Below are 25,818 nucleotides of genomic sequence, written 5' to 3'. Positions count from 1 at the left end.
CTGATCTTTCTCGCCGCTTCGATGACCGCCGCATTCGCGAGCGTGGCCGATGGCCCAACGGCTGCCGCCTATTGCTGGCTGCTGCTGCTGTTGATCCTGTTCGGAGAGACGACCCGCTGGCGGCTCGCCGGTATTCTACTGCTCGCCGTAGGCACCCTGCGGCTGCAGGAGGCGATGGGTTTCCTAGGCCCGATCCTTGCCTTCGCGTGTCTTTGGCGCTGCAGGTCAACGAGGGACCGCATCACACGGATCGTCCTGGTGCTGGCGGCGGTGCTGATCGCGGGCGGTTCTGGGATCGCTATCCACGATGTGCTGCATCCGCGCATCGTCGCGAACCGGGCCGGCTTGATCCGGGACGTTGCGGGCCTGGGGTGGCTCCTATCCGGTGATCGCCAGATCAACGTCATGGCCCTGACAGGATTGATCGGCGTTCTGGCCTTGCCTGTCGTCATGCTGCCGCCCGCCCCTCGGACCGTGGCAATGAGCGGCATGCTCCTCGTCTTCACTGTGCTGGCGGTGTTGGGTGTGGCGGAGCCTCCCTGCCCGGCAGCCGCCTTTGCCGCGCGCGACAATGCCTGCCTGCTCACCGCGCCCGCTATGGTGCTGTTGCTCATTTCCAGAGCCAGAGGACGGCGGTTACCCGCCTCGAGTGCGATGTTCATGGCGATGCTCGGCCTCACGATGGCGACCACCGATGGCGCGGCAACGATGGGATGGCTCAGCTACACAAGCGCGATGCGGACGGCGCTCATGGCCGGACGCGGCGTTGTGTCCTGGCGGGATGCGCTGGCAAAACTCCCGCCGATAGAGGTTGCCGCGCTCCGTCGTTACGCCTGGCCGTGGAGCACGCCGCTGATGAGCGTCTGGCTAACACCCGGACCGGCAATCTGCACCATCATCGCCAATCCTTCGGGAGTGACGTGGCAACCCTTCAATCCGGATGCCTTGCGAAAGGCCCTTGCCAGGAACGACATCGCGCCGACGCGGATCGGGGTCGTCGCCCTTCTAGGCAAGAGGCGACGGCACCCGTTGCAGGCCGACGATACCTGGGAAGGCGAAACGCGCGGCGTTGCAATCCTCAGGTCGCCGGACCGCCAGCGGCAGGCTGGCCGCATCGGCAACACCCTTGGCGCGGCAGAGGAAGAAGGCCTGAGCATACGCCTCATCCAGTTCAGTCTGCGACACGGCTGAGAGCGGCGGCGCGTCCGGCCCGCGCTGCCGCATCATGCGGTCCAGCGCCTCCGCCCGACGCAGTATGGCTGCGAAATCGCCCTTTGCTGCCGGCCAAATCGCCAATGCCCGATCAACCTCGCAATAGTCCCGCACCGCCGGCACATCGTGCAGAGCCGTGAAGAGCCACTGCGACCGCCCCTGACGGATCGAGCGGCGGCAGAAGTCGTCGAAGGTGAGCGCCCGGATCATCGTGCTGCGCGCCGCCGGCTCGTAGATCACCTGCAACCCATGCGGATCGAGGCGCCAGCCGAGCTCGATATCTTCGCATCCGAAATGGAAGGCAGGGTTGAAGACACCGTGCTCGATCAGCAGAGACCGCTTGCAGGAGCTGCGGCCGCCCCAGAACTCCCGGAAGCTGAGCCTCTGATGCGGCTTCATCCAGCCGTGCGAGAAAAGCTGGGAGCCGGCGCCGGTCACGTGGCGCATCAACGGCAGATGCGCGATTGCAGGGTCGAGGTCGGTGTGGCCGAGAACAGCGACCGTCTGCTCGCGATGACGCAGATGCATCGCGAGGTGGCTGACGAGCAGACCGGGACCGGCCACGTCGTCATCATCCATAAAAAGGATGATCGGCGCGCGGCTCATGAAGACGCCGAGGTTCTTGGCGGCCGCCAATCCGCTCGGCGCCTGACGGACGCTCTTCAACGGCAACCGCTCCCGGTGGGCGGCCAATACAGCCTGGGTATCGTCCGTTGACCCATCATCGATGGCGACGACCTCAAAACGGTCGCGGGCCAGACTTTGGGCCGACAGCCCATCGAGAACACGGGGCAGCAGATGCGCCCTGTTATGCGTCGTCAGGATCGCGGTGATTTCGGGCGCGTCAGACATAGGCTTCGAGCACGGTGAAAGCCTGCTCGCGCGGCAGATGCGGATGCGCGGCCATCAGCTGGAACATGGCGCGCGACGCGCCTCCATGGTCGTAGCCCGTGACCGGCTTGCGCATCCGGTGCGCGACGGGCACGGCATCGATGATGCCCATTCGCAGCCCCGCCTCTTCGATGATGCCGGGCCAAATGAAATCGAGGCCCCAGCCCATGCCGCAATCATTGCCGAACGGCAGCAGCAGCGGCATGGCGTCCCGCCGGATCGCGACAAGCGGACCGATCTCGACAAAGCGCGTGCGGCGCGCCGAAAGACCCGCCATCCGCGCGACGATGCCGTGGTCGATGTAACTGTCCGTGGTCCGCGCAGGCTGACACAAGGCGAAGTCGAACCGCTCCGCCAACTCGATGAAGTTGTCGATGAAATCCGCCGGAACCTCGATATCGTCGTCGCAGAGGAAGACCCAGTCGAAGTTGTCCGCGTCATGCGTCATGGCGTCTATCAAGGAGAACTTCGGGGCGGGCGAGATCTCGATTGCGACCGTGCACGGCAGGTCGCAATAGCCCGCGCCGCCCGGAGCCAGCGCCGTCCAGCGCTGCGTTACCTCATGAGCGCGGCTGCCCGCCAGTTCGTAGAGGAGGTGCCCGGCAGCGTGCGGGCGGTCAGCCAGGTAGATGCCGACGGCCAGAACACTAGACACGGAACAGGGTCTCCACCCGGGCCGCTACCACCGCCTCCGACAAGGTCTGCTCGATCAGCGTGCGGCCCCGCTCCTGCAGGCGGCGCCAGAGCTTGTCATCCTCCAGCAGGCTGAGCACGCGTTCGGCGAAGTCCTCTGCACTCTCGGCCACCAGAAGATGTTGACCGTCCACGGCGGACATGCCTTCCGCGCCGATGGCTGTGGCCACGACCGGCAGACCGTGGACCATGCTCTGACCGACCTTCCCCTTCATGCCGGCGCCGAACCGGAGCGGCGCGACGAAGACGCGGGCGCCGTCGAAATGCGGCGTCAAGTCCGGGACGTAGCCGAGAACCTCGATGCCCGGCAGCCGCGCCAGCGCCAGCACCTCCGGCGTCGGATCTGAGCCGGCAATCCGGAAGACAACCCCGGGCGACTGCAGGCGAATGCGTGGCCACACATGCTCGGCGAACCAATGCACCGCGTCGCTGTTCGGGGCGTGCCAGAAGCCGCCGACGAAGAGCAGCCCGGCGCGGCCGCACGGCCCCGGCGGCAGGCTGGAGGGCAGCTGAAAAACACAGGGCAAGGTCTCGACCACCGCCTCCGGCACAAGGTCGAGCAGCAGTTGACGCTCCGCCTCGGATACCGCGACCGTCACGTCCGCGCTGCGCATACAGGCGAGTTCGAGTTGCCGCATACGCTCTGCCTCAGCGGCGAGGCGAGGGTCGCCCCGCAGCTCGGCCTCTCGCCGCATCCGCAGGAAATGCAGATCGACGGTGTCGAAGATCACCCGGGCCCAGGGACAATGGCTCCGGATAAGCGGCGTGACATCGCGCGCCACCGCGGGGAAGCTGAGGAAGGCGTAGCGCATCCGTCCGCCGGACTCGATCAGGAAGGCGCGGATGCCGTCGATGCCGTAGACGAAGCGGGTGACCCCTACGACGCGCAGAGCGTCCTCATACCCGGCACGCCCGTCAGCACTGGCAAGGAACTCAGGACCCCAGTCGGCCGGATTGGCGGCGCAGAACGTGACCGCCCAACCCAGTTCCGCGATCATACCGATCAAACTCCTGAGCCGCAGGCCGCCGGCCTGCCGGTCGAAGAGCGGAAGATGCGGCGCTACGACCAGAACTTCGCCGCGGCTGTGTCCATCGGGTCGGCGCCGCACCGGCGACGATTCGAGCCGACTATCCGGCGGTGATGGTTTACGGGCGCCACTGCTTGATGTCAGCACAACAGTGTCGGTTTGCGCGAGAGCCACATCGAGTGCAGGCTCCGGCCCCCGGCCCATTAGTCGCGAGACCGCGCGCAAAGGAGATGTCACTCGCCAGGATCGCGACGTGTACAACGCTCTGATCAACGCATCCTTGGCGGCAAGCCGCGCTGCATCCCGCTCGCCCGTTGACGCTTGCGCAGCGGGCGGCGGCGCGTGCACAGATGAAGTTCGTTGCCGATCCGCATTTTCGACCAGTTCGTGAAGCTCCCGCGTCAACCGCGCGACGTCGCGCCTGAGAGCGGCTTCCCGCAGATCGGATGCCCGCATCCAGACCGGAGCCGGGCGGATGCGGTCATCTCGCTCGCAGGGTGAGGACTCGTGGCGATCCTCATCCAACACCACGTCATCATGCAGCGGCACATCACGCGGCATCGCTACCCCCCAAAGCCAGATTGATTCGATAACAAATCAATAAGCGCAGGTGGCCGAAACAGCAAGCTTCGCGGTAGCCGATCATTCTGACGGAGGCCGACGGACTTTCATTACGGGTGCAATCGAAAGTCGCGCCGATTAAGCGAACTGGGGCAGGATCGCGTCCGGCATCCTGCCCCAACGGGCCATTTCCTCCGCGACGGCTGCATCGCCTCGGCCCGCCATCAACCCGGTCATGACGAGCACGGACCGGCAGCCCTGAGCGGCCGCACCCGCTACGTCGTGCTCGATGCTGTCGCCGACCGCCCAGATCCGCGCCCGATCAATGGCGCCGCCCAGCATCGGCTGGAGCAGGTCGAAAGCCGCATCGTAGATCGCGGCGCCCGGCTTGCCGATCCAGAGGACCGGGCCGCCCATCTCGGCGTAAAGCTCCGCGATCTGTCCGGCGGCCGGCGCCAAGGCACCGTCGGGCAGCACCATCGTTCGATCCGGATTGCCGCACAGGCAGAGAGTGCCGCGCGCCGCAGCAGGAGCCAGCCGCTCCCTGTAGGCGTCCAGGCTGATGCGGTCGGCGTCGCTTCCGAGCAGGAGAACCAGATCCGCCGTCGCGGCATCGTCGGTCGGCTCGAGGTCCAGACCTTCGAGCGCCTCTGGGTCAACGCCGCGCGACAGAACGAGGCACCGCCGCGCCCCTGCTACGGCGGGGTGTCGGCCCTCCGCCATAAGGTTCCAGGCGACATCGCCGGAACTGAGAAAGCCGTCATAGCTGTCCGGTGGCAGCCCGATACGAGACAGACGGGCGATGTTGGGTCTGGACCGCCGGCCCGAGTTTGAAAGGATGATGAGGCGTTTGCCCGCCGAGCGCATCGCGGCCATCGCCTCGGCAACACCGGGGTAGAGCGTGGCGCCGTTATGCAAGGTGCCAAACTGGTCGAGAAGGAAGGCATCCGCCTCATCGAGGAGAGCCTCGACGCTCCTCACTCTGCGCATCCTATGCATGGCGATCAGTTCCTGACGGTTCACGGAATCGTGCGCGAGACATCACGTTGACGGGAATACAGAACCTATCAACTGATTTAGCTGAACTGAAACAGAAGGAGAGGACGACAATGCTCAGGAAACTTTCAATTATAGTGCCAGTAGCAGCCGCACTTTTCGGTTTGGCGGCCTGTTCAGATACAGGAACGACAGCGGGAGAGCCCGCGATGACGTCGCCAGTCAATTCGCCTGCCACTTCGGCGCCGACCAATCCAGTGACCGGAACGGTTCCAGGCCCCAACAGCACCGGAGCATCCCCGACATCGCCTTCCGGCGGCGGCAGCTCTGGCGGCGCGGGCGCATCGGGTGGCGCCGGCGGTGGTGCCGGCGGCGGGGGCACCTAATCACCGGTCGTTATCAGAACTCGAAACGAGCCGCCTGGTCAGGTTCTTCGTCAGAGTTCGCGCGGAGGACGTTAAACACCGCCGAAAGAACGAGGCTGACGGCCAAGTTCACGATCAGCGCATAAAGCGCGGCATAGCCGGGCGCCGTGAGCGCGCCCGGCAAATGCAGCGGGAAAATTGCACTTTTGAAATGGGTGGAAGCCGCCATAGCGGTGCCGACGCACATACCGGAAGCCCAGCCGGCAAGTAAAGCTCCGGCGCGCAACCGCATCCGCGTCAAGCCGAGCATTACGGCGGGCAAGGTTTGAATGATCCAGATACCGCCTAGAAGCTGAAATTGAATGGCGGTCGCAGCCGGCAGCCCAAGAATGAACACAAGCGCGCCGAGCTTCACCAGAAGGCTGAACAGCTTGGCCATGCCCGCCTCATGCGCACCCGTGGCATCTGGCCGAAGGTAGGAGCGGTAGATATCGCGCGTAAATATGTTGGCTGTCGCGATGGACATGATCGAGGCCGGAACAAGTGCGCCGATTGCGATAGCGGCAAAGGCGACGCCCGCGAACCAGGGTGGGAACGCCGCCAGTATCAACGCGGGCACGGCGAAGTTGGCATGGTAAGCGGCGAAGCCGGCGGCGTAACGCGGCGCTGTTCCAACTCCCGCGGCGATGGCCATGAAGCCCAGCAGTGCGAGCAGACCCAGAATGAGGGAATAGGCTGGCAGTAGCGCGGCGTTCCGCTTCAGGACGCGCCCACTGCTGGCTGCCAAGATTCCAGTGATCGAGTGCGGATAGAGAAAGAGAGCCAGGGCCGAGCCCAACGCCAAGGTGGCGTATGCGCCGTAACTGCCGAGCGTATGAGGTCCCGGAACCGGCAGCGTCAGTTTGGTGGCCGGAACGGCGGCAAAAATCTTGTCCCAGCCCCCGAGGTGCATGGGGATGACGATCGCCGCCGCGATCACCGTCACGTAGATCAGCAAATCCTTGACGATGGCGATGATGGCGGGGGCGCGCAGCCCGCTGGTGTAGGTAAAAGCCGCCAGGACGAGGAACGCGACGAACAGCGGCACGTCGGCCCAGACGCCTGAGCCGCCAAGCCCGAGCGCCGCGATCACCACCTGCATGCCGACAAGCTGTAACGCGATGTAGGGCATGGTCGCGAGAATGCCCGTAATTGCGACAGCCAGTGCCAAGCCGCGGCTATCGAAGCGCCCGCGGACGAATTCAGGAGCCGTGAGATAGCCGTGGCGCTTGCAGATGCGCCACAGACGCGGAAAGACGCTGAACAGGATCGGGTAGATAATGATCGTGTAAGGGACTGCAAAGAAGCCGATGGCCCCGGCGCCGAAGACGAGCGCCGGAACAGCTATGAAGGTATAGGCGGTGTAGAGATCGCCGCCTAACAGGAACCAGGAAATGAGCGTGCCGAAGCGTCGGCCGCCCAACCCCCATTCGTCGAGCGTGCCGAGGTCACCGCGCCGCCAGCGCGCTCCGAGGAAGCCCAAGACTGTGACGAGGACGAACAGTGTCAGAAAGACGCCGAGCGCCACCGGCTGAAGCGGAAGCGGCGCCCTCACGCGTCTTCTCCATCATGACCACCGCGGTTCTCAAGCAGGAAGACGAGCCCGGCCGCTCCGGAACACAGGATAACCCAGAGCATCTGATACCAGTAGAAGAACGGGAACCCCCAGAGCGCCGGCCCGGTCCGGTTGAACACCGGCACGGCGAGCACCGCCAGCACAGGAATGAGCAGCAGCAAACGCCATGGGCGTGCTGCCTGTGGGGGTCGAGGCAACATGGTTTTCTCCGGAGATAGCCCGTGCTCGCAGTTACAAGCTCCCTGCAAGCACGGTGACAAGCGCATACAAGGCGTTATTTCGGTGGAGGAACTCCAGCAACGGCCAGGGCATCCGCCTGCCGTTGGGCTACGGCCGCTTCGTCGAAATCTGCCGTCACCTCGTGGTAAAGGCGGCTCCAGTTCAGCTCCGCCTTCAGGCGCAGGAAGACGCTGCCGAGGCCTACAGCCGACCGGTCCATCAGGACGAACTCCCGCGGAGGCCGGACGCCGCCGATAGACTTCAAGCCTGTATGAACGCCTTCGGCCACGGTCCGGCCATACTGGCCGTCCTCGTTCTCCTGGATGCGACGCACCCGGTCATCCAGCAGAGGCTCGTAGAGGAAACGCGCCCAGCCGTTCAGCACCGTGACCTTGGTCGGCGTGATGTCGTCGAAGCCCCAGTTACGATACGCGTGCGCCGCCTTCTCGTCGTCGTGGTCGCGGATCGCCTCGAAGAGGTCGATCACGCCGCGGGCGAAACTGGCGGGGAAGACGCGGATCGCGCCGAAATCGAGCAGGTTCACCGTGCCGTCCGGGCGGACCTGATAATTCCCCATGTGCGGATCGCCATGAATGACGCCGAAGCGATAGAAGGGAACGTACCACGCCCGGAAAAGCGCCTCCGCCACGCGGTTGCGAGCCTCGAGCGGCGGATCGCTGTCGATCCAACGCTGCAACGGACCACCATCCAGCCAAGTCATCGTCAACAAGCGGGGCGTGGTGAGATCATCGACCGGCACCGGCACATGAACGTCCGCCACATCCTCCAGCATCGAATGGTAAAGCCGCATCTGCGCCGCTTCCCGGAGGTAGTCGAGTTCCTCGCGCAGACGCTCTGACAGCTCCTTGTAGATCTCGTCGTTCTGGATGGCGTTGTCCATGCGATGGTAGATCGCCATGGCGATTTTGAGCTGGCGGAGATCGGCCTCCACTGTGCTCGGCATGTCCGGATATTGCAGCTTGCAGGCGACTTCGGAGCCATCGGGCAGCACCGCCTTGTGCACCTGCCCGAGGCTGGCGGCGGCGGCGGCCTCCTGGCCGAAGCTCTGGAAACGGGACTGCCAGTCCGGCCCCAATTCGCCAGACATGCGACGCCGCACGAACGGCCAGCCCATGGGCGGGGCATTGGCCTGCAGTTCCGAGAGTTCTGCCGCATATTCCGGCGGCAGAGCATCCGGGATCGTCGTCAGAATCTGCGCGACCTTCATGAGCGGCCCTTTCAGGCCACCGAGAATCTGCTTCAGGTCTTCGGCGTGCGAAGCACGGTCGGTCTTGATGCCGAAAACCCGTTCCCCCGCTACACGCGCGGCGATGCCGCCGACTGCGCCCGACGTTCGTGCGAAACGCCGCACGCTGCCGAACAGGGTCGCCTCCCTGCCCTCCACCTTATCCGGCATCCGTTATGCCTCCAGCGGCCGGACCGTCGGCCGTTTCCAATTCGTCGATGAAGCCCGCAATGATGTCGAGCCCGCGCGTCCAGAAGGCCGGGTCCGCCGCGTTCAGCCCGAAGGGCGCGAGCAATTCCTTATGCCTCTTGGTTCCGCCGGCACGCAGCATGTCGAGGTATTTCTCCTGGAAGCGAGGGTGCCCTCCGGCGAACTCGGCATACAGCGCGTTCACCAGACAGTCCCCAAAAGCATAGGCGTAAACGTAAAAGGGCGAGTGAATGAAGTGCGGGATATAAGTCCAGTACACAGCGTAGTCGGGCGTGAACTCGAAGGCGGGCCCAAGGCTTTCAGTCTGCACCTCGAGCCAGATTTCTCCCAGACGTTCGGGCAGAATTTCACCTGTGCGCCGTTCGGCATGGACACGCGCCTCGAAGCGGTAGAAGGCGATCTGGCGAACCACCGTGTTGAGCATGTCCTCGACCTTGCCGGCGAGTAGCAGGCGGCGACGGCGCGGATCGGTTTCGGCATCGAGGATCGCGCGGAAGGTCAGCATCTCGCCGAAGACGCTCGCCGTCTCCGCGAGCGTGAGCGGCGTGCCCGAACGCAGATACCCCTGCGCCTCGCCAGCCAGAACCTGATGCACGCCATGCCCCAGTTCATGGGCCAGCGTCATCACGTCCCGCGTGCGACCATGATAGTTCATCAGGATGTAAGGATGCGCCGAGGGCACGGTCGGGTGGGCGAAAGCGCCGCCGGACTTGCCTGGACGCAGCCCTGCATCGATCCATGGGTGATCGAAGAAGCGTTGACCGATCCCGGCCAGCACAGGGCTGAAGGCGCCGTAGGCGGAGAGGACACGGTCGCGCGCTTCGGGCCAAGGCACCGTCGCATCGGCATCCGCCGGCAAGGGCGCGTTCCGGTCCCAGTGCTGCAGGCGGGGCAGACCGAGCCAGCCGGCCTTCAAACTGTAGTAGCGGTGCGAGAGCCGCGGGTAATTCGCAACAACGGCCGTTACCAGCGCGTCGACGACCTCATCCTCGACCATGTTGGACCGGTTGCGGTAGCTGCCCGGAGTTGGGTAGCTGCGCCAGCGGTCCATCGTCTCCTTGTCCTTCGCCAAGGTGTTGGTGATCAGCGAAAAAAGCCGGATGTTTTCGCTGAAGGTGGCGCTGATGCCGCTCGCGGCCGCCGCCCGTGTATCACGATCGCGGTCGGACAGGCGATTGAGCGCGTCGCTGACGGTCAGGCGCTCATCCCCGACATCGACGCGAAGGCCGGCCATGGTTTCATCGAAAAGACGGCTCCAGGCGCTGGAGCCCGTTACCTCTTTCTCGTGCAGGAGTTTCTCGATCTCGTCCGATAGCTGATGTGGCTTGAAGACGCGGAGATCCGACAGCCAAGCGCTCCAGGGCGCCAGAACAGGGTCGGCCAGCTTGGTCGCGAGAGCAGCTTCATCGAGGCGGTTGAGTTCGAGCGAGAAGAACAGGAGGTCCGTCGAGATCTCCGTCACCTTCTCACTCATCGATTGGTAGAAACGAGCGATCAAGGCGTCGGAGCTGTCACCGCTGAAAAGCAGCTGGGCATAGGACATGATCCGGCCCAGCACCTCCTCGATCGCCTCGTAACGCTGCAGCGCCTCGGCGAGGCCGGGCGCGGACTGGGCTTCCAACTGACCAGCGTAGTTTTTCCGGAAGGCGGCGGCGCTTTCCTTTGCCTGCTCCAGGTCCTGCGCCAGGCGAGGACTGTCGACCCCGTCATACAGGTCCGAGAGATCCCAGCTCGGCAAGAGTTCGGCCGCATCCCGAGCCGGGCCGACGGAAGGCCCGTCCGGCAAGCGCGACATTCTCAATCCAACCATGGCTGCATCTCTCCTCGGCTAACTCCGCCAACCTACGGCAAGGACGGTCTTGGTCATAGCGCAGCTCAACCGCATGACGACGCGAAGGCCGACGCAGGCGCGACGGACCCATGCGCGTACGCGCATGACCCTTTACGCCGATCAGCCTCTGCCGGTTGCAGGACTGCTGCGGAATGGCAGCCTCGATATGAGGTCGCCAGTATTCGCAGGGGCGTGTCTATGTGAGAAACGTGCCCATGTCCTACTGGGAGGAGCACAGCATTATTCTGGCGAGGCTGCTACCGGATCTTTCCATACGAGCCATTTTCAGGTTCTAGTTGGTCCAGGTCGCGCGCAGCGTCTTAAGCTTGAACCATACCTGCTGAATACGGGATGTCCCTACCGGCAAGACTGTAGACTTCAGGAGATTAGATGCGATTCGTTGTGATCGTCGATGACCGGGCTACCAACCGCAGCATCTTTTCAAAGCTTGCGGGCTCCCTCGGCGAGGATATCGAGGTGGAAGCCTTTGCCGCCCCCGATCCTGCGCTGAAATGGATCGGCGCCAAGATCCCTGATCTGATCATAACCGATTACAAGATGCCGCAGATGACCGGAGCGGCCTTCACCCAGCAAATCCGTGCTCTTCCCAATGGAATGGACGTCCCGATAATCGTTATTACAGCGTATGACGACCGCGCATTTCGGCTCGAAGCGCTGGAGGCAGGCGCCACGGACTTCGTCCAGACACCGATCGATCATCAGGAGTTCGTCACCCGGGCGCGGAACCTTCTCAAGATAGGAACCCGGCAGAAACTCATCCGCAGCCGTGCCTACGCTTTGGCCAAAGAACTGCAGGATGTGGAACAGGAGCGGCAGGAACTGCTTCGCGATAGCCGCGACAGGCTTGCCCAGGTCATCGACACTGTGCCCGCCATGATCAGCGCGTCGGATCGCCGCGGAGACTGCATCTTCGTTAACGCATACCAGACCACCACGCTCAGCGGGGAAGCGGAAGGCGGCTCGACCGGATTCCAGGGCGAGCATGCGCAACGGTCCCGCCAGCTCGACGCCCGGGTCTTCGCAACCGAAATGCCGCTGCCGGCTTTCGAGGAAGAGATTGCGGACGCTTCCGGCATGACGCGTGTCTTTCTCACGACCAAGACGCCGCTGAAATCGGCGTTCAACCTCGTTACGTCCGTTCTGACCACTTCGCTCGACATAACCGAGCGCAAACGTGCGGAGCGGCACCTCCATCACGTGGCGCATCATGACTCCCTGACCGGCCTGCCGAACCGCATGCAGGTCCATCTTCGTCTGGAAGATGCGATCGATGCGTCTGCCGCCGAAGACCGGGAATTCGCGCTCCACTTTCTCGACTTGGATCGCTTCAAAAGTATCAGCGATGCGTTTGGGCATTACAACGGCGATGTGCTGCTCAGCAAAGTGGCTGAGCGCCTGGCGATAGTACTCGGGCCTCAGGACAGTCTCGGGCGGCTCGGCGGCGACGAATTCGCCGTGATCCAGCCCCTTCTCGGCCTTGGAGTGGAAGCAGAGACGGAAGCGCGCATCCTGGCGGAGAAAATTCGCCGCAGCTTCGACGCGGCGTTCGAGATCGATGGGCGCACGATCCACACGACATGCAGCCTCGGCATTACCCTCTTCCCGCGCGACGGCGCGACGCTGGATGCGTTGCTCCAGAATGCAGATCTCGCGATGTATCGGGCGAAGGATCAGGGCCGGAACACGATTTGCCTCTTCGAGCCCGACATGCAGTCGGCCATTCGCGATGCGGCACAGCTTGAGATCGACCTCCGGGCCGGACTTCTCAACCAGGAACTCGTGCTGCACTACCAACCGCAGCTGGATGCGGAGACGCGCCGCATCACCGGCGCGGAGGCGCTGGTTCGATGGCACCGGCCCGGACGCGGGATTGTCTACCCGGACGAGTTCCTCCCCATCGCCGAAGAGGCTGGGCTGATGAACGCCATCAACCTTTGGGTGCTGGATGCAGGCTGCCGACAAGCGGCATCCTGGGAGCGGCAGGGCATGCCGGTCCGCGTCGGCATCAACCTTTCAGCCTCCGTGTTTCGTCATCACGACGTGGCCAAGCTGGTCACGGCGGCGGTTCTGCGGGCGGGCGTGTCGCCTCACCTCATCGACCTGGAGCTGACGGAAACCACCTTCCTCGAAAATCATGAGCAGGCTCGGACCCAGATCATCGCCCTGCAGAAGCTTGGTATTTCCTTCTCTGTGGACGACTTCGGCACCGGCTACGCATCGTTTACCTACGTCGAGACGCTGCCGCTCAACAGGCTTAAGATCGACCAGGGGTTTATCCAGAACATGAGCAGCCGGCCCGGCGGCTCGGCGGTCATCCGGGCCATCATAAGCCTGAGCAAGGGTCTGGGGCTGCGGGTCGTCGCCGAGGGCGTGGAAACCGAAGCCCAGCTCGCCGAACTCCGCGCGGAGGGATGCGACGAGGTGCAGGGTTACCTGCTCAGCCGGCCGCTGGATGCCGCGGCGTTTGAGGACTTCGTCGCCGCTTACGGGACTGCTTCTGCCCCTGCTCCGAGCGTCGAAGATCAGCCGGAGACTGCGTAAAGCCGAGGCCTTTCCGCCGCACCGGCCGCCTCCGCTGGAAGCCTCAGATATAGTGCTCCACAAGCGGCGCGAAGCCGTTGAAGCTCTGAGCCGCGTAGGTGGTGACATAGGCGCCGGCAGTATCAAACTCCACCCGGTCACCATCCGTCAGAGCCAGCGGGAGATGGTAGCCGCTGCGCTCATAGAGAATGTCGGCGCCGTCGCAGGTAGGCCCGGCCAGCACCACGGGCCCTGCAGGGCCACCATCGTGACGCGTCCTGACCGGGTAGCGGATGGCTTCCCCTTCGGTTTCGGCAAGACCGCCGAAGCGGCCGATATCAAGATAGACCCAGCGTGGAGCAGCGGGGTCGGGGTTACGCTTGCTCACCAGCACGACCTCGCTGCAAACAACGCCCGCGTTGCCGACGACGGCCCGCCCGGGCTCGATCGCCATGTCCGGCAGAGCATTCCCGAAATGGCCTGTCATGGCGCTCATGATCGCATCCGCAAAATCATCCACCGGCGGCACGTCGCTGCGGTAGCGCGAGGGGAAGCCGCCGCCAAGGTTAAGGAAACGCAGATCGAGCCCACGCTCCGAAAGATCGGTGAAAAGCATGGCGGCGCTGCCGATGGCGGCCGCATAGGCGAGCGGGTCGGTCTGCTGGCTGCCGACATGGAAGGACAGCCCCCAGGGGCGGAGGCCCCACTCCGCGGCCAGCGGCAGCAAGCGCCGCGCCTCTGCGACGGAGGTGCCGAACTTCTTGGACAAGGGCCACTCGGCTCCGGCGTTGGCGACCATCAGCCGGCAATAGACACGGCTGCCCGGCGCGATACGCGCCAGCTTGCGGAGCTCTTCCTCGGAATCGAACGCGTAGAGATCCACGCCCAACGCATGCGCGCGGGAGATCGCGGACGCTTTCTTGATGGTGTTGCCGAAGCTGATTGCCTCGGGCGAGGCGCCGACCGCGAGGCACTGCTCGATCTCCTCGATACCCGCGGCATCGAACGAGCTGCCGAGGTTCCTCAAACGGTCGAGGACGGGTCGGGCGGGATTGGCCTTGACGGCGTAGTAGATCGTCGCAAGCGGAAGCACCCGGCGAAGCGCGCGGTAGTTCTCCTCCACGCGATCGATATCCATGACCAGGCACGGCGTCGCCGGCTGCTGGACATCAAGAAAGCGCGCGATCTTGGGCGTCATTCGCACTGTCCCTCATAAAAAATCGCCCGCCTTTCACAGGCGGCGGGCGTGGTTGCGAAACGGTCGAACGAACCAGCTAACAGAAAAGAGTTGCCAGAACGCTTGACGTCGTTGCGTAAACCCCGAGGGCCAGAGGCACGTGCGTTGCTGCGTGCTGGGGAAATAGACGGCTTGATCTTGAGCCGCAAGGACCGAATTCCCCGGTCATGACGGAAGACGCCCGAAGCGGCCGGGCGCTCACTAAAGCCGGCCGGCACGCCGATCCTTAAGATCGATCGCACACCCGATGTTATATTATTAGAGTTTGAGTAGCAGGGCAGATGGCCATCCAAGGGTTCAAGGATAAAGAAGACCCATGCCGCTCGTGAACGAATCGCTCAGGCGCGAGATCGAAGGCCAGATGAAGACCCCGCGCGGCCGCGTGCTGCGCGCGACGGCTCTCGCCATGATCTCGGACTACATGTCGCTGAACGCGGCTGGCTGCGCCTTCTACGCCACCCTATCGTTGTTTCCCGCTATCACCATGCTGATCTCGATCTACGGCATGGCCTTCGATCCGGTGACCGTCGAGCCGCAGCTTGCCTACCTCAAGCAGATCATGCCGGGCGCCGCCTACCAGCTGTTGTCGGACCGCGTGCAGCAACTCGTGAGCAACCATGGCGGCACGCTGAGCATCAGCCTCATCGTGAGCTTCATGATCGCCTTCTGGTCAGCGGCTTCAGGCACCAAATCGCTCATCTGGGCCCTCAATTTCGCTTATAAACGCAAAGAAACCCGCGGTGTGCTGCACTTCCAGGCGCTCGCCTTCGTCATGACCTTGGGAGCCGTGCTGGCGGCCGTGCTCGGCATCGGCGTGCTTGTGGGTCTGCCGACCGCTTTCTCGGCGCTCGGTCTTTCCGCCTATACGGCGCAATTGGCCCATCTTTCGGGGATCGCCGGACTATTCGTCTTCGTGCTCACGATGCTGATGCTGTTCTACAAGCTTGGACCCGCTCCGCATCCAGACGGCGTCGGGCCGGTGCTGCCCGGCGCGCTCACCGCGTCGATCCTCTGGCTGCTCGTCTCGGTGCTGTTCTCGTTCTATGTGAGCCACGTCGCGAGTTACAACGCCGCTTACGGAGCGCTCGGTGCGGCAGTCGGCGTGATGATGTGGTTCTGGGTGAGCGCCTATGCGATCCTGTTCGGCGCCGAACTCAATGCACAGATCGACAAGGTGCGCCGGCCTCGTCGCCTTCGGGCAAAGCGGCAGAAGACCGAACTAGCCGACCGCGTCCGGGACCAGGACCTCGACCGCTGAACCGCCTTTGAGCTTCGATTTGGGCTTCGTGGCCTTTCGTGACTTCGGAGGCCCGGTTTCTGCCCGCACCGGCCGCGGCTGCTGCCCGGCAAGGACGACCTGGACAAGGCGCGCTGCCGCCGGGCCGCATGGCTCCAGCCGCAGTCGGTGATCCCGTCCGTAAAGCTCGAGCAGCGGGCTGTAGTATGGGTCGCCGTTCTTCAACAGGTCGCCCCAATCGTCCCGCAGCTTCTGGTCATCCTTCGGATGCTTGAGCTGCGCCTTGGCGATGCGGGTCACTGATTCATGGTGGAACAGCACAGTGCGCCCGTCATAGAGCACCTTGTAGCCGGCCCTGCCCACGCGCAGGCAGAGATCGGTGTCGTTGAACCCAACGATGAAGGCCTCGTCGAAGCCACCGACCTCGTCGAAGACCTCCATCCGCATCATCATGCAGGCAGCGGTCACGGCTGAGAAATCCCGCACCGAGGTGAGCGAGGCGTTGTAGCCGAGCGTCCGCTTGCCATCGCCTTCCCAAACAGGCTCGAAGCGCAGGGCATGATCGGCAAGGCCATTGATGCCGACGATGACTCCGCCGTGCTGCACCCGCTTGTCGCTGTACATCAGGGTCGTGCCGACGATGCCTACGTCCGACCGTGCCGCCAGAGAACGCATGCGTTGCAGCCAGCCCGGCTCGACCGCTTCGATGTCATTGTTCATGAAAAGCATAAAAGGCTCGCCTGCCCGCTGCGAGCGGACTGCCCGGTTGTTCATCAGCGCGTAGTTAAAAATACCCGAGTAATTCATCACGGTGTGGCGCTTGGCGAGCCGCGCCAGGTATTTCTTGGACTTCGGCTCCTTCGACTCGTGATCGATCACGACCAGCCGGTATTCGTTCTCTGGCGTCGTGGCCTCTATAGACTCGATGCATTGGCGCAGCACGTCGATGCCATCCTTGGTTGGGATGACGATGAGCACCCGGCCCCCCGGGTCAGGCCATTCGACCTCGAACTGGTTGAACTCCGGGGCCCCACGCGCGCGTGCGCCCGGGCTCACGCGATCGAGGTGACGTTGGATCACCTGTGTCGTGGCCGCCATCACCTGACCTTGCTTCTCATGGCCGGCGCTGGTCGCGTGGGTGCGCCAGCGGTACAGAACGCGGGGAATATGTGCGACGCTGCGGCTTTGCTCGATTGCCCTGAGGATGAAATCGACATCGGCGGAGATCGTCAGTTTCGTGTCGAACCCGCCAATCCGCTGAGCGATGTCCGTGCGGACCGCCACAAGATGCACGAAGTACGGGTGGGAGAGGTAGTAGTCGTACGAGAAGGCGGGGCGCGCCCTCACGTCGAGCACGACGGAGCTGTCCTCGCCGGTCAGGGCTTCATCGCTATAGAGGAAATCGGCACCCGTCCTGAGAGCGGTCGCGACCAGATGATGGACCGCATCAGGCTCGAGCACATCATCATGGTCCATCAGCGCCACATAGGACTGGCGGGCGCCCTGTATACCGAGCGTGGTGGCGCCAGCGATTCCGAGGTTGGCAGGCGAGCGGATGACGCGAATGCGGCTATCCATCTGCGCGAACCATTCCAGCACCCGCGCGACATGCGGCTCCGTCGAGGCATCGTCGACGCAGATCAGCTCCCAGGCGTCGCACCACTGAGTGCAGACGCTGCGCAGCGCCTCGACAAGCCATTCGCGCCGCGTGTTGTAGACCGGCATGACCAGCGATACGCCAAGGCCCTGGAGCCCGCGATTGGCCCGGGCGCGCAGGCGGCGGATGGCGGCAGGCGCGATCCCGCGGTCAGGCGTCAGGTAACGGCCGATGTTCGGGTTGAGCTTCGCCTGCTGCGGACCGCCGTTCAGAAAGATGTTGGTGCCCTTGATCCGAACACTGATGTCGCGGTCGAACAGCGTATGGAGCGGTTCCTCGAAGGTGATGCGGAAGCCGCATCGGTCGGTGGGAAGTCCAGCCTCGAGCACATCGCGTCTCAATCCGGTGGCTAGAGCAGTGCCGATGACCCGCCCCTGGCAAAGCGCCTCCACCGTGCAGGGTGCGTCGGGCCGCACCAGATCGATGACCCAGCCGCAAGCCTGGTTGCCGTCGATGTTGTCGAAGAGCCCGCGGATATGGCTTTCGACGGTGAGCTTGAGTGGGCTGTGGATGAGGTGGGTCGGCGTTCCGGCAATGAGGAGCGATAACTCGTCGCCGTTTCGCAGAGCGGCGAACATCTCCTTCGGAATGGTGAAGCCGCACGGCGCGACCACCCCCACCGTCGCGAGATCAGGACGCGGTATGGAGGCCAAGACAGTGCCGAGCCGCCGACCGTTCCCGAACACGTCGATCGGCAGGCGACGCGCAAGATCCCGCAGGTCGACAGCCCAGCCGGATATGCCCTCCGATGAGGCGTGATCGACATACCCGGCGATGCCCGCCGCCTGCGCCTGGACCCTCATCGGCGGCTCCAGACGGCGGCCGCTGACAAAGATGGTCAAGGGCAATGAGGCGTCGATCGGCAGGAGCGTCAACAGAGGGATGGAGCAGACGTATAAGCTCCGGCCATTCGCTTCCAGCCGGGTTCGGCGGGCAAAGCCATAGCCGTAAACCGTCTCGGGTTCGACGACGAGAAGTACGGCAAGCTGATCCACCGGCTCGCCGGCGAGCGTCACCTCGACGGTGACCGTTCCATCCCCAAGAGACGCGCGTTCGACCCGCATCTGCAGAACGTGCTCGAGAGACAGAGGTGCCGGGAATGGGCTTCGGCCCGTGGCGCTGTCGATCAGGTCGACCTCAACCGGCAATAGATGAAGCGGCAGCGGAAAATTGACGGTCCGGGAAGCTTCGGCAATCGAAAGCGGGCCTGAGGACTTGCCCTCGAACAAGATTTCGAAGGTCCCGACAGGTAGCGGGGCGCTCCCGAGCGCCTTTAGCGAGACAATACCCTCATGAACTGAAAGTTCGACGGGCGACGGGGAAGTCTTCTGCCGGATGGCACGCGCCGACCGAGGAGGCTTAGATTGCTTCAACACCAAAGGGTCTCCCGCTTGGCTGGTTTATCGCTGGTCTCTACCCCCTTGATCAACCCAAAGTTGCTGCTTGACAGGACCTCCTAGCTTAATGGGGAAGGCCTTCTCCATCGGGCAGCCTAACCACAACGCGCAAACCCGCGTCGCGACGTGCAAGATCAAGCCTCGGATCAACCGATCCGCATGATCCGGCCGCTATGGCGGTCGATTTCGAACCTCGCGATCACCGAGCCGTCCGAGGTGGAATAGGCAAAGGTCGCCTGTCCGTCGGCGGCATCAGCCACATCGATGACCTTCCAGGCGTGGTTGCCGTGCATCAGCAAAATCGCCTGGGCCAGCACCTGGATGTCGCTGTTTGAGAGGTTCTTGTCCCGCTGATTGAAGAACAAGCCCCAGGTTTCTGCCATCTGGTGCATCCGCCACATGTCGGGGTGCATGTCTGGCCTTCCGCCCCAGCCCATGCCGTCCGGTCCGGGCGGCCGCGGCATGGCGCCCATCGGTCCAACTGGCTGCGGTCCACCCGGCTGAGGGGCACCCGGCTCAGGGGCAACTACTGCGGGCATGGGCGCCCCGGCGTTCCCTGGCGGTGCGTCAGCCAGAAACTGCTTGGACGGAGGCGCCGGGCCACGGGCAGGAGCAGCGCCAGTCAGATCGTCGGCGTGGCTCTCGACCGCGGCACCCGCCAGAGCGAGAGCGATGATGGCGGCAGTGGCAAAACGTCCCATGACATGCACCTTTGCGTTGTGATTTCCGCCGTATGAGCCCCTCCTGTGACGGGCATCCGTCTCGAACGCGACAAATTGCAACAGAGGGCTGCACTATCTGCACTCAATGCGCTTAGCCCCCTATGATGTGCTCATGGACATTCGGCCGCATCTGCTCGTCATCGACGACGATCACGAGATACGCGATCTTCTCACCCGGTTCATGGAGAAGAACGACTTCCGGATAACCGCCGTCCGAGACGCACGGGAAGCGCGCAGAGCTTGGACGCGCGGCGCTTTCCAACTGGTCGTTCTGGACCTCATGCTTCCCGGTGAGAGTGGCCTCGACCTCGCCCGCTGGCTCCGCGATCAGGAAGACGTGCCGATCGTCATGCTGAGCGCCATGGGCGAGGATACCGACCGGATCATCGGGCTGGAACTCGGCGCGGACGACTACATTGCCAAGCCGTTCAACCCTCGCGAACTCATGGCGAGGATCCGCGCGGTGATGCGCAGGGCAAGCGACACGCAGGAGAATCCCGGCTCCGGCGAGAGGATCGCCCGGCCGTTGCGCTTCGCCGGCTGGACGCTGGAGCCGGCACGCCGGAGGCTGCTCAACCCGGAAGGCGTCGAGGTGCCGCTGACGGGCGGCGAATACGATCTTCTCTTCGCGCTTCTCGAGCGCGCCAACCGCGTATTGACCCGCGATATGTTGCTGGACCTGTTGCGGGGCCGGCAGGCAGGCCCTTTCGACCGCGCGATCGACGTGGCGGTAAGCCGCCTGCGCCGCAAGCTCGACGACCAGGGCGGCGGCGCTCAATTGATCAAGACCGTGCGCGGAGGTGGCTACGTGCTCGCGGCTACCGTGGAGCGCACCTGAGGGTGATGAATTTCCTAATTCCCCCACTAGAGGTATGACCGGACTTCCGCCCTCTAGGCACTAATCCCATGTCCTGGTTCCGCCGCATCCCCTTGTGGCCACGCAGCCTCGCCGCCCGCACGGCCTTCGTCCTGATCATCGGGTTGGTAGTCGTCCAGACGCTCGGGCTCGGCATTCATACGCTGGACCGTAACGACTTGGTGCGCGTGGCGGCGGTCCGCGTCTTTACCTTCCGCGTCATGAGCATCTACCGGGATCTCGCCGAAACTCCCCTGGCTGAACGGGCGAACCGGATCGGACACCTGCCGGTCCCCAAGAACTTCACGGTCCAGCTCAGCCCCAAGATCGACCCGGTCTTTGCCACTCTCATGCCGACGCCGCCGCCGATCCGGCACAGCATCCTCATCAACATGGATAGCTTCCCGCTGCCGCCCGAGTTGCGACCACAGCATATGCGCTTCGCGGTCGACCCGGAGACGCGGCGGGAATTCACCGGCCTCGAGATGCCGGACGGCACCTGGCTGGTTATCTCCAGCCATCTGCCGGGACCGGGCGTCATCCAAGGCACCGAGTTCCTCGTCGCCTTTGTGATCATGACGGTGTTGGCGGCGGCACTCACCATATGGGCCGTGCGGCGGCTGACAGCCCCGGTGCGGACCCTCGCCGCCGCCGCCGAAGCCCTCGGACGGGACGTGAACGCGCCACCCTTGCCGGAAGACGGGCCGTCGGAGATCGCCGCTGCGGCCTCCGCCTTCAACACCATGGCGGCACGGATCAGGCGCTTTGTCGAAGACCGCACGCTGCTGCTGACCGCCATCGGACACGATCTGCGCACGCCCATCACGCGCATGCGGCTCCGCGCGGAGTTCATGGAGGATGACGATCAGCGGGCCAAGATGCTGAGCGACCTCGACGAGATGGAGGCGATGGTCTCCGCTACCATCGCCTTCGGCCGGATCGCCAGCCCGAACGAACCGGTTTCGCCAATCGATCTCGCGGAACTACTGCGGACGGTGCTGGACGAAGCGGGCGATGCCGCGCCCGAGATCGTCGAGAACCTGAGGTACGAGGGACCGGACCATTGGACTGTGCGGGTGCGGCCACAGGCCTTCAAGCGGGCACTGACCAACATCGTCGGGAACGCAATCAAGTACGGTGACGCCGCCTCCGTGCGTCTCGCGCCTCCGAACCGGCCCGGGGCCTCGCTGCGCATCGAGATCGCGGATAACGGTCCTGGTATCCCGCCGTCGGAGATGGAACGCGTGATGCAGCCGTTTCAGCGGCTCGAGACAAGCCGGAACAGGGAGACGGGCGGCGTCGGTCTCGGCCTGCCGATCGCCAGGGATATCGCACGGGCGCACGGTGGCGACCTGACGCTCGCCAATCGGTCGGAAGGCGGCGCCAGGGTCACTTTGACCCTTCCGGCATGACACCCACTGCGCTGATCTACCGCGACGTGATCTTGCCGGCATCCGAGGCCGGGTTCATGCGGCGGCAATACCTCGGCTTCTCGCAACTCCGCCCGCTCTGGGTCGGCCGGCAGATAACGCCCGTTGCTGCTTCGGCGAACCTGGCGGTGCATCGCCTTGGCGGGGATGGTCCGGCCGGCGTCGCCCGCCGTGTTTTGTTCAAGGAGATCGGGCTGGTGCCGGACCTCGACGCCCTCAGGGCGCAGAACCCGGTGGTGGTCCACGCCCAGTTCGGCCGAGGGGGCGCTTTCGCGCTGCCGCTCGCGCGCGCGCTGAACATTCCGCTTGTCGTGACCTTCCACGGCGGCGATGCACACAAGAACAAGCATTACCGCGGCGGCTTCCCGCCTGCTCTGTTCATCCGCCGACTGCCCGCGCTGATCAAGGAGGCCCGGCTGTTCGTCTGCGTCTCGGAGAGTGTGCGGACGAAGCTCATGGCTCGCGGATTTCCCGCGGAAAAGCTGATCGTGCTGCCGATCGGCACAGATATTCCTGGCGAGGTGCCGCCCGGGCCGTTGCAGGGGCCTCTGCTCTTCGCGGGTCGCCTTGTGCCGAAGAAGGGCGTCTCCGTGCTGATCGACGCCCTCCAGATGCTCCGCGCCGAGGGACGGGAGCCGGAGGCGGCGATCGTGGGAGATGGGCCGCTGGCGGATGAACTTCATCATCAAGCCGCGGGGCTCGAGCGCCTCCGGTTCCTCGGCTGGCAAAGCGCAGAGGCTTTGGCCGGGTTGATGCGGGAGGCGGCGCTGCTCGTCGTGCCGAGCATTGCGGCCGCCGACGGAGACGCCGAAGGGCTGCCGAGCGTCGCCATGGAGGCGATGGCGCTGGCGCTCCCGGTGCTGGCTTCCGATGAGGCAGGGCTTGCCGGAGCCGTGGTCGCTGGCGAGACAGGAGTGCTCGTGCCCGCGCTAAATGCACACGCCCTGGCGACGGCGATCACGGGACTGATGGACGATCCTCTTCGGCGGCTGCGGCTGGGTAGGGCGGCGGCACACCTGATGCGCCGCGACTTCGACGCGCAAGTGCAGTCGCGCCGGCTGGAAGCGCTGCTCTTGGGCGTCGTCAATTAGGAGGTTGTACGGTCAGCCGCCTGTGGCCCCGAGATCGACGATGGCCTGGGCGACCTGCACCCGCTCCATGATCGGCACAAGGCGATCAAGTTCGCCGACCCGTTGGGCCTCGGACAGATCGTGCATCGCATCCTGCAACTGGCGCTCACCGAGGCCGCGATCGACCGCCGCTGACGGCTCGGCCGTGTCGGCGAGAACCGTGCAGCGCTCCTCGGTGATCTCGGCGAAGCCGCCGGTTACGAAATACCGGGCGGTGATAGTGTCGCCTTCGTAGAGAATGACCTCACCGCCGCGCAGAAGCACGATCATTGGGCTGTGGTCAGGCAGGACGCCGATGTCGCCCTCGGAGGCCGGTATCACGACCATGTCCACGGCCTGCGATACGAGAAGCCTCTCGGGGCTGACGATCTCCAGCGAGACGGGCATCCGTCACGCCTTCTCGCGCATCGATTCCGCTTTCTTCACGGCGTCCTCGATCGTGCCGACCATGTAGAAAGCGCCCTCCGGCAACTCATCGTGCTTGCCCGCGACGATTTCCTTGAAGCCCTTGATGGTGTCGGCAACCTGCACGAACACGCCGGGGCTTCCGGTGAACACTTCGGCTACATGGAAGGGCTGGCTCAGGAAGCGCTGGATTTTGCGCGCGCGAGCAACGACGAGCTTGTCGTCCTCGGACAGCTCGTCCATGCCCAGGATGGCGATGATGTCCTGCAAGGACTTGTAGGTCTGCAGGATCTTCTGCACGTCGCGCGCCACCTGGTAGTGCTCGTCGCCGACGATGCGGGGATCGAGCGAGCGCGAGGTGGAGTCGAGAGGATCGACCGCCGGGTAGATGCCCTGCTCGGCGATCGAACGGTTCAGCACCGTCGTCGCATCGAGATGGGCGAACGAGGTCGCAGGCGCCGGGTCCGTAAGGTCATCGGCGGGCACATAAATGGCCTGCACCGAGGTGATGGAGCCTTTCTTCGTGGAGGTGATGCGCTCCTGCAACTGGCCCATATCGGTCGCGAGCGTCGGCTGATAGCCCACCGCCGACGGGATGCGGCCGAGAAGTGCGGAAACCTCGGCACCGGCTTGCGTGAAGCGGAAGATGTTGTCGACAAAGAAGAGCACGTCCTGGCCCTCCTCATCGCGAAAGTATTCGGCAATCGTCAGACCTGAAAGTGCGACGCGCATGCGGGCGCCCGGCGGCTCGTTCATCTGGCCATAGACCAGCGCGACCTTGGACTTGTCGCCTTCAAGATCGATGACGCCGGCATCGACCATCTCGTAATAGAGGTCGTTGCCTTCACGGGTGCGCTCGCCGACACCGGCGAACACCGACACGCCGCCATGCTCCTTGGCGATGTTGTTGATGAGCTCCTGGATCAGCACGGTCTTGCCAACGCCGGCGCCGCCGAACAGGCCGATCTTGCCGCCCTTGAGGTAGGGCGCGAGCAGATCGACCACCTTGATGCCTGTAACGAGGATTTCGGCGTTCGAGGCCTGATCCTCGAACGACGGCGCCTCGCGGTGGATGGGCATATGCGTCTGCGCATTGACAGGGCCGCGCTCGTCGATCGGGTCGCCGATCACGTTGAGGATGCGGCCGAGCGTGGCCGGACCCACCGGCATGGAAATCGAAGCACCTGTGTCAGCCACTTCCTGACCGCGCACCATGCCGTCGGTCGTGTCCATGGCGATGGCGCGCACTGTATGCTCGCCCAATTCCTGGGCGACTTCGAGCACCAGGGTGCGATCGCCAATCTTGGTGGTGAGCGCATTGTAGATGTAGGGCAACTCGCCCTCAAACTGCACATCGACAACGGCGCCAAGAACCTGCGTGACGCGACCGACCGAATTGTTCGCCATTTTCGTATCCTGCTCCTAGACGGCTTCCGCGCCGGAGATGATCTCGACCAGCTCCGAAGTGATGTTTGCCTGACGCGCGCGATTGTAGTTCAAAGTCAGACGCTTGATCATGTCTCCGGCGTTACGGGTCGCCGAATCCATCGCCGTCATCTGTGCCGCGTAGAAGCCGGCCTCATTGTCCAGCATCGCGCGGTAGATCTGGATGCTGAGGGCACGCGGCAACAGCCGGGCGAGGATCTCATCCTCATCCGGCTCGAATTCATAAGAGGCGCGTTCAAGCTCCGCCCGCTCCTCGTCCCGAAGCTGATCTTTGTCCGGCGCCATCGGCATCAGGCGCACCTCGCTCGGGACCTGCGACATCACACCAACGAAGCGGTTATAGACGAGGGTCACCACATCCACCTCGCCCTTCGCCAGCATGTCCTGAATACGGGCCGAAACGAGTTCCGCGTCTCCGAACTCCGGGCGCTTCTTGCCGCCCTTCATCGGGTTCTCGATGAGCTTGTCGGCGAACTCGCGCCGCAGATAGTCCCGCCCCTTGCGCCCGATGGCGATGAGCTTGACGGACTTCCCCTCGCCCTCCAGCCGGCGCAGCAGGTTCCGGGTGTAGCGGGACGAGTTGACGTTGAACCCACCGGCTAAGCCACGATCGGCTGTGACACTCACGATCAGATGCTTCTGGTCGCGACCGGTCCCACCCAACAGAGGCGGCACGCTGCCCGGCGGCTGATCGGTCATGCTGGCAGCGAGTGCCCGGAGCATCCGCGCCATGCGATCGGCGTAGGGCTGCGCCGCCTCGGCCTGCGCCTGGGCACGGCGCAGCTTGGACGCCGCTACCATCTTCATGGCGCTGGTAATCTTTTGCGTCGATTTGACGCTGTTGATCCGCGTGCGGAGGGCCTTCAGGCTCGGCATTTTTCAGATCTCTCGCC

General features: G+C 64.2%; 19 protein-coding genes. 5 read left to right on the top strand and 14 right to left on the bottom strand.

The features are described from left to right. Positions 1-1,005 precede the first annotated feature (1,005 nt). The 8 genes from ACOEQ1_RS01300 to ACOEQ1_RS01265 form a co-directional block, all read right to left on the bottom strand. Positions 1,006-2,064, bottom strand: coding sequence for a glycosyltransferase family 2 protein (locus ACOEQ1_RS01300; protein WP_419757430.1), 1,059 nt, complete (start codon positions 2,062-2,064; stop codon positions 1,006-1,008). Then, positions 2,057-2,758 (bottom strand): hypothetical protein, encoded by a 702-nt coding sequence (locus ACOEQ1_RS01295; RefSeq protein WP_419757429.1) that lies wholly within the window; start codon positions 2,756-2,758, stop codon positions 2,057-2,059. Before ACOEQ1_RS01295 ends, ACOEQ1_RS01300 begins: the two co-directional genes overlap by 8 nt. Continuing rightward, complete coding sequence (locus ACOEQ1_RS01290; protein WP_419757428.1) at positions 2,751-3,794, bottom strand: glycosyltransferase; 1,044 nt, start codon at positions 3,792-3,794, stop codon at positions 2,751-2,753. Before ACOEQ1_RS01290 ends, ACOEQ1_RS01295 begins: the two co-directional genes overlap by 8 nt. 729 nt (positions 3,795-4,523) lie before the next feature. Continuing rightward, positions 4,524-5,375, bottom strand: coding sequence for a TIGR01459 family HAD-type hydrolase (locus ACOEQ1_RS01285; RefSeq protein WP_419758608.1), 852 nt, complete (start codon positions 5,373-5,375; stop codon positions 4,524-4,526). A gap of 405 nt (positions 5,376-5,780) precedes the next feature. Next, positions 5,781-7,340 (bottom strand): monocarboxylate uptake permease MctP, encoded by a 1,560-nt coding sequence (mctP, locus tag ACOEQ1_RS01280; protein WP_419757427.1) that lies wholly within the window; start codon positions 7,338-7,340, stop codon positions 5,781-5,783. After that, complete coding sequence (locus ACOEQ1_RS01275) at positions 7,337-7,561, bottom strand: DUF3311 domain-containing protein (RefSeq protein ID WP_419757426.1); 225 nt, start codon at positions 7,559-7,561, stop codon at positions 7,337-7,339. The genes mctP and ACOEQ1_RS01275 overlap by 4 nt, the downstream gene beginning before the upstream one ends. Positions 7,562-7,635: 74 nt before the next feature. Then, a complete protein-coding gene (locus tag ACOEQ1_RS01270; protein ID WP_419757425.1) occupies positions 7,636-8,997 on the bottom strand; it encodes an ABC1 kinase family protein in 1,362 nt (453 codons plus the stop codon). Beyond that, positions 8,987-10,831 (bottom strand): M3 family oligoendopeptidase, encoded by a 1,845-nt coding sequence (locus ACOEQ1_RS01265; protein WP_419757424.1) that lies wholly within the window; start codon positions 10,829-10,831, stop codon positions 8,987-8,989. Before ACOEQ1_RS01265 ends, ACOEQ1_RS01270 begins: the two co-directional genes overlap by 11 nt. Before the next feature lie 426 nt (positions 10,832-11,257). Between ACOEQ1_RS01265 and ACOEQ1_RS01260 the strand changes: the two genes are divergently transcribed. Next, the gene (locus ACOEQ1_RS01260) at positions 11,258-13,429 is read left to right on the top strand and encodes an EAL domain-containing protein (protein WP_419757423.1); all 2,172 of its coding nucleotides are present in this window, start codon (positions 11,258-11,260) and stop codon (positions 13,427-13,429) included. A gap of 43 nt (positions 13,430-13,472) precedes the next feature. Here ACOEQ1_RS01260 and ACOEQ1_RS01255 read toward each other — a convergent pair whose 3' ends face one another. Next, positions 13,473-14,606 carry a type III PLP-dependent enzyme gene (locus ACOEQ1_RS01255; protein ID WP_419757422.1) on the bottom strand — a complete coding sequence of 378 codons (1,134 nt, stop codon included), beginning with the start codon at positions 14,604-14,606 and terminating at the stop codon, positions 13,473-13,475. 355 nt (positions 14,607-14,961) lie between these two features. On the opposite strand from ACOEQ1_RS01255, the gene ACOEQ1_RS01250 reads away from it, so the two are divergent. Beyond that, positions 14,962-15,903: a YihY/virulence factor BrkB family protein gene (locus tag ACOEQ1_RS01250; RefSeq protein ID WP_419757421.1), complete on the top strand. Its 942-nt coding sequence runs from the start codon at positions 14,962-14,964 to the stop codon at positions 15,901-15,903. On the opposite strand, the gene ACOEQ1_RS01245 is transcribed toward ACOEQ1_RS01250, so the two are convergent. Continuing rightward, positions 15,865-18,768, bottom strand: coding sequence for a glycosyltransferase family 2 protein (locus tag ACOEQ1_RS01245; protein ID WP_419757420.1), 2,904 nt, complete (start codon positions 18,766-18,768; stop codon positions 15,865-15,867). The two genes, ACOEQ1_RS01250 and ACOEQ1_RS01245, sit on opposite strands and share 39 nt — an antisense overlap. A 314-nt stretch (positions 18,769-19,082) precedes the next feature. Next, a complete protein-coding gene (locus ACOEQ1_RS01240) occupies positions 19,083-19,637 on the bottom strand; it encodes a hypothetical protein (RefSeq protein ID WP_419757419.1) in 555 nt (184 codons plus the stop codon). 133 nt (positions 19,638-19,770) lie between these two features. On the opposite strand from ACOEQ1_RS01240, the gene ACOEQ1_RS01235 reads away from it, so the two are divergent. From ACOEQ1_RS01235 to ACOEQ1_RS01225, 3 genes are all read left to right on the top strand, one after another. Continuing rightward, a complete protein-coding gene (locus ACOEQ1_RS01235) occupies positions 19,771-20,496 on the top strand; it encodes a response regulator (RefSeq protein ID WP_419757418.1) in 726 nt (241 codons plus the stop codon). Between the two features lie 68 nt (positions 20,497-20,564). Further along, a complete protein-coding gene (locus ACOEQ1_RS01230) occupies positions 20,565-21,926 on the top strand; it encodes an ATP-binding protein (RefSeq protein ID WP_419757417.1) in 1,362 nt (453 codons plus the stop codon). After that, a complete protein-coding gene (locus ACOEQ1_RS01225) occupies positions 21,923-23,035 on the top strand; it encodes a glycosyltransferase (RefSeq protein ID WP_419757416.1) in 1,113 nt (370 codons plus the stop codon). Before ACOEQ1_RS01230 ends, ACOEQ1_RS01225 begins: the two co-directional genes overlap by 4 nt. A 12-nt stretch (positions 23,036-23,047) precedes the next feature. On the opposite strand, the gene atpC is transcribed toward ACOEQ1_RS01225, so the two are convergent. The 3 genes from atpC to ACOEQ1_RS01210 are packed head-to-tail and all read right to left on the bottom strand — an operon-like array spanning position 23,048 to position 25,801. Further along, complete coding sequence (gene atpC / locus ACOEQ1_RS01220; RefSeq protein WP_419757415.1) at positions 23,048-23,461, bottom strand: ATP synthase F1 subunit epsilon; 414 nt, start codon at positions 23,459-23,461, stop codon at positions 23,048-23,050. A 3-nt stretch (positions 23,462-23,464) separates the two neighbouring features. Then, complete coding sequence (gene atpD / locus ACOEQ1_RS01215; RefSeq protein WP_419757414.1) at positions 23,465-24,886, bottom strand: F0F1 ATP synthase subunit beta; 1,422 nt, start codon at positions 24,884-24,886, stop codon at positions 23,465-23,467. 15 nt (positions 24,887-24,901) lie between these two features. After that, entirely contained in the window at positions 24,902-25,801 is a 900-nt protein-coding gene (locus tag ACOEQ1_RS01210) for a F0F1 ATP synthase subunit gamma (protein ID WP_419757413.1), read from the bottom strand. Between the last annotated feature and the right edge of the window lie 17 nt (positions 25,802-25,818).

The organism is Acidisoma sp. (assembly GCF_965199065.1).
In the GTDB taxonomy this organism is placed as follows: domain Bacteria; phylum Pseudomonadota; class Alphaproteobacteria; order Acetobacterales; family Acetobacteraceae; genus Acidisoma.
Note: the sequence above shows the minus strand (reverse complement) of the source record. Positions and strands in the feature narration are given on the sequence as shown.